10 protein-coding genes and 1 pseudogene are annotated in these 12,576 nt (G+C 58.4%); 2 read left to right on the plus strand and 9 right to left on the minus strand.

Annotation, left to right across the window (positions count from 1 at the left end; translation table 11 throughout):
- Positions 1-2: 2 nt before the first annotated feature.
- From cysN to C8D77_RS34990, 5 genes are all read right to left on the minus strand, one after another.
- The gene (gene cysN, locus C8D77_RS34970) at positions 3-1,934 is read right to left on the minus strand and encodes a sulfate adenylyltransferase subunit CysN (RefSeq protein ID WP_109672205.1); all 1,932 of its coding nucleotides are present in this window, start codon (positions 1,932-1,934) and stop codon (positions 3-5) included.
- Entirely contained in the window at positions 1,934-2,899 is a 966-nt protein-coding gene (gene cysD, locus C8D77_RS34975) for a sulfate adenylyltransferase subunit CysD (protein WP_245951966.1), read from the minus strand. Before cysD ends, cysN begins: the two co-directional genes overlap by 1 nt.
- Entirely contained in the window at positions 2,900-4,273 is a 1,374-nt protein-coding gene (locus tag C8D77_RS34980) for a lipopolysaccharide biosynthesis protein (protein WP_425453798.1), read from the minus strand.
- Positions 4,274-4,652: 379 nt separating this feature from the next.
- Positions 4,653-5,519: a sulfotransferase domain-containing protein gene (locus tag C8D77_RS34985; protein WP_245951967.1), complete on the minus strand. Its 867-nt coding sequence runs from the start codon at positions 5,517-5,519 to the stop codon at positions 4,653-4,655.
- Positions 5,513-6,718 (minus strand): glycosyltransferase family 4 protein, encoded by a 1,206-nt coding sequence (locus tag C8D77_RS34990; protein WP_109672210.1) that lies wholly within the window; start codon positions 6,716-6,718, stop codon positions 5,513-5,515. Before C8D77_RS34990 ends, C8D77_RS34985 begins: the two co-directional genes overlap by 7 nt.
- A gap of 194 nt (positions 6,719-6,912) precedes the next feature.
- On the opposite strand from C8D77_RS34990, the gene C8D77_RS34995 reads away from it, so the two are divergent.
- Entirely contained in the window at positions 6,913-7,812 is a 900-nt protein-coding gene (locus C8D77_RS34995; RefSeq protein ID WP_109672212.1) for a formyltransferase family protein, read from the plus strand.
- Between the two features lie 107 nt (positions 7,813-7,919).
- Here the strand turns inward: C8D77_RS34995 and C8D77_RS35000 are convergent, their stop codons facing one another.
- From C8D77_RS35000 to C8D77_RS35015, 4 genes are all read right to left on the minus strand, one after another.
- A complete protein-coding gene (locus C8D77_RS35000; protein WP_109672215.1) occupies positions 7,920-8,951 on the minus strand; it encodes an NAD-dependent epimerase/dehydratase family protein in 1,032 nt (343 codons plus the stop codon).
- Positions 8,948-10,297: a UDP-glucose dehydrogenase family protein gene (locus tag C8D77_RS35005; RefSeq protein WP_109672234.1), complete on the minus strand. Its 1,350-nt coding sequence runs from the start codon at positions 10,295-10,297 to the stop codon at positions 8,948-8,950. The genes C8D77_RS35000 and C8D77_RS35005 overlap by 4 nt, the downstream gene beginning before the upstream one ends.
- Positions 10,298-10,549: 252 nt before the next feature.
- Positions 10,550-11,179, minus strand: coding sequence for a peptidoglycan-binding domain-containing protein (locus tag C8D77_RS35010; RefSeq protein ID WP_170136912.1), 630 nt, complete (start codon positions 11,177-11,179; stop codon positions 10,550-10,552).
- A gap of 85 nt (positions 11,180-11,264) precedes the next feature.
- Positions 11,265-11,942, minus strand: coding sequence for a hypothetical protein (locus C8D77_RS35015; RefSeq protein ID WP_109672220.1), 678 nt, complete (start codon positions 11,940-11,942; stop codon positions 11,265-11,267).
- Between the two features lie 522 nt (positions 11,943-12,464).
- On the opposite strand from C8D77_RS35015, the pseudogene C8D77_RS35020 reads away from it, so the two are divergent.
- Positions 12,465-12,576 (plus strand): annotated as a pseudogene (locus tag C8D77_RS35020) (molybdate ABC transporter permease subunit); the annotation flags it as partial.

Here is a 12,576-nt window from a genome sequence, read left to right on the forward strand (position 1 = left end):
CACTACCCGGTTGCGCTTCCAAGATAGCTGCCGCGGTCGAGATAGCTGACGATCAGTTCCGCAGCCTCCTCGGCGCTCAAATCTGGAGTGATCGTGACATGAGCAGCCTCGGGACGCTCATAGGGACTGCCAATGCCAGTGAAATTCTGGATCAGTCCGTTTCGGGCGCGTTGATACAGCCCCTTCGGGTCACGACCTTCTGCCACCTCCAGCGGCGTATCGATAAAGATTTCGATAAACTGCCCCTCGGCAAAGAGGTCGCGCGCCATCCGGCGTTCCGCCCGGAATGGTGAAATGAAGGAAGCCAGCGCAATCAACCCCGCATCGACCATCAGCCTGGCGGCTTCAGCCACACGACGAATGTTCTCGACGCGATCAGCGTCAGTAAAGCCGAGGTCCCTGTTCAGGCCGTGGCGGACATTATCGCCATCCAGAAGGTATGTGTGCTTGCCGATTGCGTGAAGGCGCTTCTCCACGAGATTTGCGATCGTCGACTTACCGGCACCTGAGAGGCCTGTGAACCACAGCACCACCGGCTTTTGGCCTTTGGCGATCGCTCGCGCGTTCATGTCCACGTCCAGCGCTTGCCAATGAATGTTGCTTGCCCTGCGCAGACTGAAGTCGATCATTCCGGCACCAACCGTGTGATTGGTCATTCGGTCGATGATGATGAACGCACCGGTTTCATGCACCCGGGAGTAGGGATCGAAAGCAAGAGGCGCCTGTGTCATCAGGTTGATGAAGCCAACCTCATTCTTTTCGAGAGTTTTTGTGGCGAGCTTTGCAAAATTATTGATATCCAGCCTGTGTTTTATGTGGGTGATGATTGCACCGACGACGCTGGTGGCAAGCTTGATCAGATAGGGACGACCGGGGATCAATGGCTCGTCATGCATCCAGAGCACATGCGCCGCAAACTGATCGGAGACTTCCGGTCGCTCGGCTGCGGCTGCCAGAACATCGCCGCGGGAGACGTCAATCTCGTCTTCGAGCGTCAGCGTGATCGCCTCGCCGGCCCCGGCTTCGGGCAAGTCTCCATCAGCGGTGACAATTCGCTTCACCAAGGTTGTGACGCCTGAGCGCGCCACCGCCACGCGGTCGCCCGGTCTCACCACCCCGGCTGCGATTGTGCCGGCAAATCCGCGAAAGTCGAGATTGGGACGATTGACCCATTGCACCGGCATGCGGAAGGGGGCCGTACGGCGGTCACTCTCCACCTCGATAGACTCCAGATACTCGATGAGTGTCGGGCCTTGATACCAGGGGAGTTTCGCGCTTCTGGAACGGACATTGTCGCCATAGCGAGCAGACAAGGGGATGGCCTGTAACGAAACGAAGCCGAGCGGTTCCGCAAAACTTCGATAGGACGCCTCGATCTGATCGAACACGGCTTGCGAATAGCCAATCAGGTCGATCTTGTTGATCGCGAGAACGACATGCCGGATTCCGAGCAGGGAAACGATGAAGGAATGCCGGCGGGTCTGAGTGAGGATGCCCTGCCGTGCATCGACAAGGATGACCGCGAGGTCGGCGTTGGATGCGCCGGTGGCCATGTTGCGGGTGTATTGCTCATGGCCGGGCGTGTCGGCGACGATGAACTTGCGCTGCTCGGTGGCGAAGAAGCGATAGGCCACATCGATTGTAATGCCTTGCTCGCGCTCACTGGCGAGGCCGTCAACCAGAAGCGCGAAGTCGAGATCGTCGCCAGTCGTGCCGTGTCGCCGTGAATCGGCCGCAAGGGCCGCAAGTTGATCTTCCATCAGCAACTGGGTGTCGTAAAGCAACCTGCCGATCAGTGTCGACTTGCCGTCGTCCACGCTGCCACAGGTGAGAAACCGCAACAGGCTTTTCCGCTCATGGGCATTAAGGTACTGCGAAGTGGTCTCGCGCTCCAAGGAAGCTTCGAGGTCCGCGGTTTGAGCAAAACCCAGCATCAGAAGTACCCCTCACGCTTTTTCTTTTCCATTGACGCCGCCTCGTCATGATCAATCAGGCGGCCCGATCGCTCGGAAGTCCGAGTGGCAAGCATTTCCTGGAGCACTTCGGGAAGAGTTGCAGCCGTGCTCTCGGTGGCCGCGGTCAGTGGATAGCAACCAAGGGTGCGGAAGCGGACCGAACGCATTTCGGGCACTTCACCCGGGCGTAGCGGCAGACGATCGTCATCCACCATGATCCACTGTCCGCCGCGCTCCACCACCGGGCGCTTTGCGGCAAAGTAGAGCGACACAATGGGGATTTGCTCCCTCATGATGTATTGCCAGATATCGGTTTCGGTCCAATTCGAGAGCGGGAAGACGCGAACGGATTCTCCGGGCCTCAGCCGGCCATTATAGAGGTTCCACAACTCCGGACGCTGGTTCTTCGGATCCCAGCCATGGTTCTCGCTGCGAAGCGAAAACACCCGTTCTTTCGCGCGGCTTTTTTCTTCATCTCGCCGCGCCCCGCCAAAAGCGGCATCGAAGCCGAACGAGGACAGTGCCGATTTCAACGCCTCCGTCTTCATGATCTGCGTGTAGATCGATGAGCTGTGCGTAAACGGTGTGATGCCCTCGGCAAGACCAGCTTCGTTGCGGCGCACCAGAAGATTCAAACCAAGCCGCGCAACGGTTTCATCGCGGAAGCGGATCATTTCCTTGAACTTCCAGGTGGTATCGATGTGGAGCAGGGGAAACGGCAGTGGCGATGGATGGAAGGCCTTCATCGCGAGATGCAACATCACCGCCGAGTCCTTGCCCACGGAATACAACATCACAGGGTTACGCAATTCGGCTGCGACTTCTCGAATGATATGGATCGATTCAGCCTCGAGCCGCTGCAGATGAGTAAGGGACGGCGATGAGGGACCGGGGCGTCGCGACGCTATGGGCACGGTGGCTAGAGCTTGGGGTGCAAGGGTCATCTAAATTGCCTTTGAAGGGGAAAGACTTGCCTGATCGAGGCAGTCCACTGGCCGTGTCTGCCTGTCGGGTTGGGTGGTCTTCAACGCTTGTTTCAATGAAAACGCCAAGCCTGCGGTCCACAATATGCCCAGCACGATGTGGGCGATGTTACCGCCCATTGCGCCGATCCGGGGGATGAGCAGAAGTGCCGTCACGTGGAAGGCGGCTGTCGCAACGACAACAATTCGCAACACCTCGCGTTGTTTGCCCATGGCCAGCAGTGCGGACCGGGCAGCAGAGCCCGAAAGCACGAACGCGACCGCCACCATCTGCACGATGACGAGGTTGGCCGCGCCGAGAAAATCAGGCCCTGCGGTCCAGATGAGCAGCGGCCGAACGAATGCGGCGACAATCAATATGCAAAGGATGCCAAAGCCGAGCAGCATGGCTTCGGCTTGAAAGATCGCCCGTTTGAATTTTCTAACGCTTCCCTGCGCCCAAAGCCGGGCCACATCAGGATAGAGGACATTCTGCACCTGGGGACCGACCTGCTGGCCGACGCGTCCTATGCGCTTGGCGATTTGGTACAAGCCCGCTGAAGCCGGGTCGGCGAGCAATCCGACCAGCAGCGTATCGAGTTCCTGCGCACTCACACGCAATGTAAGCGAAATGTTTGAAGACCAGGCGAAATTCCAGATGCCGGGAAAGCGGCTTGTGATTCCAGCCAGAGGCGCGCGCAGGATATTGCGGACGCCCTGCCTGTGCAGCGCCCGCATCGTCAACGTCAAGAGTGTCAGCGACCCGAGTATCTGCGTTCCTGCCCAAACCACGGTGAAATAGGCCAGATCAGCCTTGAGCAGCACCCCGAGAAGGCACAGCAATACCCGCAAAACCGCATTGAGCAGCTGCCCGTAGGCGAGGAGGCGGAAGTTGCCGGCCATGCGCTGCACCGCGACCGGAACGCCTGAGATCTGGAACAGCAGGACGCTGGAATACAGGACAAGAAGTTGCACGATCTCCGCGGACCAACCGAAGAATGGCGCCACGAGAAGTGCTGCGCCCATGGCGATGACCCAGGCGCAAACGGCGGCGCCAACATCGATAAGCAGTCCAAATTTCATGAGCATGCGCAGGGCATCGCGGTCCGAGGACGCGTTCAGGCCCGCCGCATATTTGATGATTGGCTGCCACGACTGGAAACTGACAACGCGCTCGACGACCCGCGTGAACGCGATGATCAATGCAAGCTGGCCATAGTTGGCCACGCCAAGGGCTCGCGCCGAAAGCGCAAAGGCCACAAGCCCAAGCAATGATCCGAGGAAATTGCCCGTCACAAGGTGTGCGATGTTGGCCAGGCGCGTGCGGCCAGCGCTCCTGCGTTTGAGGGCCTCCATCGCACGTCTGGTCAGTCCTCTGGTCATCGCAATGGTTGCCAAACTCACCCACTCCCCGTACTTGCGGAGCAATACAGATCGTATCCGCGCCAGATCGCTGCTGACGTCATCCATCATCGGCGGAAAAGAAGAGCCCGCCACAACCAAGTTTGGCTCTGTTGCAACCTCAATCAGTCAGGATCTGATCGCTGCTACAACTGATGGCCTAGCCCATTAGCGGTAAGGAGTTCACGGCGCGCCGGGCCTGGCCACGCATCTGCCTTCGATCGCGTCTGTCACCCGCGCGGCAGTCTGTCTGCGCGCCGCTTCAAGAACAAAAGAAGTGTTTGCATGATGCGCGCACGATGCTCCCTCGGAGCTTAACTGCGATGGCAGATCTTTAATTGTAACGCGAGAAGTGGGTTCCGCCGCGGCAAAGCAACTCCTTGGCAGCCGGGGTCAACCACTCGGAGCAGGTCCGCTCGATCAGTTCAGCTTGCGCGTCACTGAGATAGTCGGCGAAGCCACCGACCTTGCCACGACGCATGCGACGGCTTTCCGCATCCGCCCGATCATATGAATGCGCCGGCAGGCCCCCCGCCACCTCATGTTCGCGCATCGCTTCAAAACGAGAAGCTTCGATAGCCCCCTCAAGATCTCGCACCGATGGGGCGTGCCCCAGAAATCTCAAAATACGCGAGGACGTACCGACTGGGTCGTCGGTCAGTTCTTCATAGCTCAAAACTTCATGCCGGTGATGCGTCAGGCCTTTCGCCCAGCTGTTCAGATGCATGATAAGGGCCGGCAGGCCTTGATGATAATCGTAGATGAACGCATCCATATCGCCTTCGAAGCGATGCTTGTGGCGTGTCGCGTGGAAGTACGCCGACACGACCACGTCGCGCGGATCGCGAACCATGAAAATGACCGGCCGGTGCAAGAACAGCATTTGTCGGTAGCCAAGGTGCGAAACGAGGATAAGCGGCACCTGAGGGCGCTGTTCCGCGTAACGGAAAGCAGGAATCCCACGTTCGGGATCAAGGTCGAAGTTTGGAAGAACACCGAACATGCGGAAGAGATCGACATTTCCGTCGTGAGCCGTCCGACTGAAGTAATCCGCCAGGATATGCCTGAACCAGGTTCGCCCCGACTTCGGATAGGAAACCAGGAACGCATCTGCCCCGGAGGCGGCCCAGGTCATCTTGATGCGTGTTTCCATTTTGCGCAAAGCGCGATGGGTGGTCAGCATGCGATGGGTGGTCAGCATGGCAAGAGCTCTTCATTGTCGCGCGCTGCCAGGGCAGCATGAATGACTTGGTCCCAGTTTTGCATCACATATTCAGGCGTGAACCTCGCGGCACTCACCCCTGCGGCCGCGCCCAGCCTCTTGCGGAGATTTTCATCGCCAAGCAGTCGCCGCAGGCCTGCCGCGAGCGCATCGACATTCCCGTCTTCGACGAGAAGTCCATCCTTCTCATCTTCGACCATCTCCCGAGGGCCCCACTGACAATCGAAGGATATGACGGGCAGGCTGGCTGCCATGGCCTCCAGCAGCACAATCCCCCAACCTTCGTAGCGGGACGAAAGTACAAAGGCGTCGGCGGTCTCCACCCAGATGCCGGGCTGGCTGGTTATCCCGGGCATTTCAACGCAACCCTGCAGGCCCAGGCGATCCCGCTCGGCTTCCAGCTCGGCACGATCGGGACCCTCGCCCCAGATGACCAACTTCCATTCGGGGAAATCGCGGCGGACACTGGCGAATGCCTTTAGCAGAAGGTCGAAACCTTTCTGCGGGACCAGCCTGCCGACAGCGACAAGCACGTTACCGCCTCGGCGCGATTTGCCTGTTGCGGGAAGATCGACCGCGGGAAGATCGACCGGGTTGGGGATAACCCAGCTTCGCCTGCGCATGGCAGGGCTGAAGTAATTCAGCGCTCCGTTGGTCATGGTGACCAATCCGAAGGCGAATGGATAAAGCTTGGCCCGAAGAAACCGCCAGATCGGGCCTACGTCCTGCAGAGCAGGATTGTTGCGCTCCGAAACCACAACGTTGAGGCCGAGTCCTCGACTTGCCGCCAGCGACATCACGTTGGTGCGCGTGAGAAAGCTCAGGGTCACATCCGGAGCCAATATCTTGAGCGTTCGACGCAGAAGAAATATCCGACGCACGCCTGCAACAATTGCCCTTGTTCTGGACCTTTTCACCTGCGGCAATCCCAATCGCACGATCCTGACCGCAGGATCGAAATGGTAGTAGGGCGGGGGCCCCGGTGCCTCGAATGTAACCAGGGTCACCAGCCAGCCTCTTGCGGCCCACTGGTTGGCGAGGACATTGACGACATGTTCGGTGCCGCCGGCGCCCAGTCCAGGCAGCACGATCAACACATGCGGCCGGCGCGAGCCAATGCGCGGATGTTCAGCCGTAATGGCATCGCGATCCAGAAGTGCCAAGCCGACGCCATCCATCGACCGTTCCAATCCCACAGCCCCGATCCGTTAACTATCCAGCTTTTTGCCGCTCGGAAGAACTGCACATTTGGGATGCATCGAAGACGATCGATTACCTCTAAAGGTGGACTTGGGCGTAGAATTGAACCGAACAATAGAAAAGGTCCGCGTCTCGCTGTCGCTTGCGGCACTTAAGCTGGAGTTCGAATTTGATGCGCATAGCCTTTGTCGGTGCGGTGGAAGGATCCCGTGTTGCTTTCGACGCCCTCGTCGAAGCGGGTATGACGCCGTCGCTGCTTGTCACCCTTGCGGCCGACGCCTCCACACGCCATTCCGATTTTGTCGATTTATCGGGTCCGGCGCACGCTGCGGGCGTTTCGGTCCATCTGACCAAGAACATCAACGCGCCTGATACAGTCGCCTGGCTCGAACAAGGCCGCCCCGATTTGACGCTGGTGATCGGCTGGTCGCAGATCTGCCGAACCGAATTTCGTTCGGTCGCCCGCCTTGGGTCGGTAGGCTTCCATCCGGCGCCGTTGCCGCGCTTTCGGGGCAGGGCGGTGATCCCTTGGACGATCATCGCGAACGAAAAGGAGACTGGATCGACATTCTTTCGGCTCGATGAAGGTGTCGACAGTGGCCCGGTTATCCTGCAGAAGCTTTTTGCCGTGGCGCAGGACGAGACCGCGCGTTCGCTTTACGAAAAGCACAAGCAGGCCCTGCGGGAAATGACACCGCTCGTTGTGTCAGCGATCGCCCGCGACAACAGCGTGGGCGTTGCGCAGGACGACTCCCTCGCCAGCTACTGCGCCAAGCGCTCGGCGGATGACGGATCGATAGACTGGACGCAGCCGGCTGAGACCATTCTTCGCTTTGTCCGCGCTGTCGGCGATCCCTATCCAGGCGCCTTCACTGTAGGCGAGGGCCGCAAAATCGTCGTCGACAAGGCACGCATGTTTGCGGAGCGAGGGCGCTACATAGGGCTGACTGGCCAGGTCCAAGCGCATACCGACAGTGGTTTTGCCGTGCTTTGCGGCGACGGAGCAACCATTGAGGTGACATCCTGGCGCGGCGCCAGGCCTAAGATACACGCCAAGCTGGTGTCGGCCTGAGAGGGCTATGCTGGCCCGCTCTGTGCCACAGTCAGGGGCGTTGGCTTGCTTGGAAAGGGATCTGCCGCTTCAGCTATTTGTTTGGCCGCGTTTGAACGAAAGAATGCTCAGGCGGCGATTGTCGGCCGCGATGAGGGTCGTTCTTGCAGATACCAGCGTACGAAGGCAGCCACCCCGTCCTGGATGCTGGTCTTGGGGCGAAAGCCTGTAAGGGTCTCCAGGAGACGAGGATCAGCATAAGTCGCCGGCATGTCGCCTGATTGCATCGGCAAAATCTTCCGGATGGCACGTTTGCCGAGGCAATTCTCGATTGTCTCGATGAAAGACAACAGCTCCACCGGCTGACCGACGCCTATATTGACCACACGCCAGGGCGCCACGGGTGACAGCGTATCAAGGACACCTGGGCCAGACACCGGCCGGCCGGCCACGGGCACGCATCCGATGAGCCGAACGATGGCTTCAACAAGGTCATCGACATAGGTGAAATCGCGTTTCATCAAGCCTTCGCCATAGACTTCAATTGGACGCTCGTTCTGGATGGCGTCGACGAACTTGAAGAGCGCCATGTCGGGTCGGCCCCATGGGCCATACACGGTGAAGAACCGGAAGGATGTCGTTGGAATCTGGAAAAGATGCGAATACGAGTGTGACATCGCCTCCGCCGCCTTCTTGGTGGCCGCGTAGAACGTTAGTGGCCAATCGGCCTTGTCAGTCTCAACGAACGGGATCGTTTCATTCGCGCCGTAGACCGAACTGGTGGAAGCAAGCAGCAGATGTCTGGGCTTCAGGTCACGGGCAAGTTCAAGGACGTTGAAAGAACCGACCAGGTTGCTGTCGGTGTAGCTTCGCGGATTGTCGATCGAGTACCGCACACCGGCCTGCGCGGCCAGATGGACAATCACATCGGGCATGGCCGATTCTGCCGCCCGCCGGAGCGCGTCCATGTTTTCCAACTGTCCGATGTGGAAGCGAAAGGTGTCGTATCGCTGAAGCAAGGCATTTCGGGATTGCTTCAAGGCAACATCGTAGTACGGCGTCATGCCGTCGAAGCCGGTCACGGAGTGACCCTCATCCAGCAGGCGGCGCGCCAGATGAAATCCGATAAATCCGGCGGTTCCGGTGATGAAATACCTCATTCGGCGGCCGCGGCAAAAACAGATCTCTCCGCTGCCACGCCCTCGCCGACATTCACATACTCAAAACCATGCTTGCAGACCTCTTCGCGCCTGTAGATGTTACGAAGGTCGACTACTACCTGCTTCGACATGCAGCGCGACAGCCGTTCAAAATCGAGAGCGCGAAACTGGTTCCACTCGGTGACAATCACCAAGGCATCGGCGCCCTTGGCGCATTCGTATACGCCTCTCGCATAGTCGACGCTGGCGCCAAGCATGAGCTTGGCCTGTTCCATGCCCTCAGGGTCATACACTCGAACAGACGCCCCAAAATCGATCAAAGCCTGGATGATCGAGAGGGAAGGCGCGTCACGGACATCATCCGTGTTGGGTTTGAATGTGAGACCCAGTACGGCTATCGTTTTTGCTCGCACATTGCCGCCGCAGGCGAGCACGATCCTGCGGGCCATAGTGCGTTTTCGCTGGTCGTTCACGGCGACCGTCGTTTCGACCAACCGCAGCGGCGCGCCGCTATCTTGCGCCGTCTTGACGAGAGCCAGTGTATCCTTCGGAAAACAGGATCCCCCATACCCGGGGCCTGCATGCAGGAATTTCGAACCAATGCGGTTGTCGAGCCCGATGCCTCGCGCCACCTCCTGCACGTTCGCACCTACGTTCTCGCAAAGATCCGCAATCTCGTTGATGAATGTAATCTTGAGCGCCAGGAAGGCATTGGCTGCGTACTTTATCAGTTCTGACGTGCGACGTCCGGTAAACATGATCGGCGCTTGGTTGAGATAGAGTGGCCGGTAGACTTCCGCCATCACTTCGCGGCTGCGTTCGTCCGACGGTAGACCGATAACGATCCTGTCGGGACGTTTGAAGTCGTCGATGGCTGCCCCTTCGCGAAGGAATTCCGGGTTCGACACAACTGCTACATCTGCCGCCGGGTTGCAGCTGCGAATAATCCGTTCGACTTCATCTCCGGTCCCCACTGGCACCGTGGATTTGACAGAGACCACCGTGAAACCGCGAACCGCAGCCGCTATTTCCCGCGCCGCCTCGTAAATATAAGAAAGGTCTGCATGACCGTCGCCTCGCCTCGAAGGCGTCCCGACAGCAATGAACACCACATCCGCGTCTGCGACTGCTGGCCCAAGCTCGGTGCTAAAGGCGAGCTGCCCCGTCGCAGAATTCTTGCAGACAAGGTCTTCGAGACCTGGCTCATATATCGGCATTCTCCCAGCTTGAAGATCGACGATTTTTGCCTCTGTCTTGTCGATGCAGACGACTTTGTGACCAAAGTCAGCCAAGCATGCCCCAGACACGAGACCGACGTAACCTGAGCCAACAACCGCAATGCGCATGATCTCGCCACTCTGATGATGATTTTGTTCGATTAAGCCAGCGGCGATCAAGAAATTGGAGCGCGAAATCGGACATGGCATTACCTCTTCCGAGACCCGCCGCGTTCTGAACACCTCAGCCGGCGCCATTTGACTACTCTAAATGTTGATAGCCTCCCCACGGGATTAGACCTGAGCGATACCTCCTCGCCAAAACGACGGCGAAGGATCGGTTGCCTTCGGCGCCCGTTGGCAAACGCTATTGGAACGGATTCACTGCCGTCCGTTTCCGTCCAGCGCCTTTACGAGCGTGCATTGAGACGAGCGGAACTTCGCGGTTGATGCGGCGGCGAACGCTTGGTCTATGGCTGCTTTCCGGCTCAAGCCATTGTGCAGGAACATCTGACCTTTCCTTCGAAACAGACCTCGCTGCTCGCAAAAGACGGCAGCTGACCACCCTGGGCCGCTCCGATCGACGGAATTGGACACGTACGAACAATCGTCGGGCCGAGACGACTTCTTCTGGCATCCAGCCAAAGCCTTTTTTGCTGCGTCTACCCCAGAACTATGTCCCCAAACCGCGATCCAGATCCCGTCTATTGATCCGGAGATCGCTTCCCAAGCGTGTTTGCCAGGATCAAACCGCATCAACTGATCGAACTCCTTCTTCGTCAATTCTCCGGTCTGCGGCCGCTTCGTTTGTCGTTGCCAGGCTCTTAAAGCGTCCAATGTCCGCTGACCAATCCTGCCATCCGGAATGCGTGTCAGGAAATTACTCTCGAATAGCCTTGCCTGGGCTTGATAGACTTCTGTTTGACTCAACTGGGACTGCGCAACGGAGTGTTCCGACATCATCATTAGGGCCAAGCACAGCGCGCCGACCCCAGCACGGTGACTTTCCATCGCTCTCTCCGCTCTGGCTGTAGCTACCCTCATTTCCGGTGGCCGCAATGGAGACCTGCCGTCAGGCGCGGCTCAGGCATCGAAATCAAAGCGCGTAATTGGGCGCCCGGTTTGTCTTCGGACCACGACCTGCAGCGGTGGCTGGTTTTGCGAAGAGGAAAGCTCCATCCTGGGAGAACAGATCCGCAGGCATCATTTGGAATTCACGCTGCGAATGCGGTACGTCCAATTCCCTGTCGACGATACGCCAGAGGTTGTCGAAGAACGATCCGTCGGCAAGCCGTACACTTCCCCCCTTTAGCGGCTTCGTGGAACAGAAAACTGTTGCGGGATTGGCCCACATGTCGGCAATCGCCACGTCGTAGTAACCAGGATAGGCGGCGTTGGGCTTGATGATGGCAAAGGGCGTGTTCTTTTCAGGCCAGCCTATCCGTCCCACAGTCAGGCATTCGCCTGGCTCGGGCAATCTTGCCTTCACCAGATAGGCCAGTGCCGCATCGATGCCACCGATTTGCGAAACGACGTGTGCCGTCAATCCCGCGCGGGCCAGGTGCATCAATTCTTGGGCCTGTCGCTCATAGATATCAGCCAATGTCAGGAAAGCCTGCCATTGCTGGTTTGGGCAGTCATTCTTGGCCTGGCAGAGAAGCCGCCCCGCCTCCAAAGCGGCTTCGATCCTCCTTTTATCCGCTTCTGCGAACGCTTCGCGCGCAGGACGGATGTGTTCGGCCAGTTTCATCAGCTCTCTTGAAATGGTCTCCATATCTTCTACTCCCCGATCGATATCCGGCCAGCATCTTATTGTTACGCCGGTTTGGCCCCACGCAGAACTCCCCCAAGGGTATTGCACGAGATGCTATTGAGACTCATCACACCTATTCTGTTGGGGATGGCTCTACTTTCGGCTGCATCTGCCTGTTGGCTTTCATGCTGACATTCGACAGCGGAGCGCTGCATATCGAGCATGGTGAGGTCCACGGCAGGACGTTTCTTGAGACATCGCACCTGCATATGCAGGCACTTGTTCCAGCGGCGGAGTATGAGCCGATTGAAAAATGAGGCGACCTCATCATTTCGGGGAGGGTGCTTACCCGACCTGATCCAAAGTCCGCCCTCTAAGTGGTAGCTGCACGACCGCAGAATTCCCGAGTGGCGACGAAGGATGAAATTCCACTGAGCGAATAGACGTAGTGGGAGGGATCGTTCAACCAACTTGCGCACTCAGACCTCTTCGCGCCATAGCGGAGGCAAGCTTGGTTGAGTGGGAGGGACTCCCCTGAACTCCATGACCGCAACATTCGCGACCACAGCACCCGCGCAGGCTGGGTGGCGGTTCAGACAGCCGAGTGTCATTCCGGGTTTCGGATTGACGCTCGGCTTCTCGCTTGCCTACCTCA

The sequence above is a fragment of the Mesorhizobium loti genome (assembly GCF_003148495.1).
Lineage (GTDB): Bacteria > Pseudomonadota > Alphaproteobacteria > Rhizobiales > Rhizobiaceae > Mesorhizobium > Mesorhizobium loti.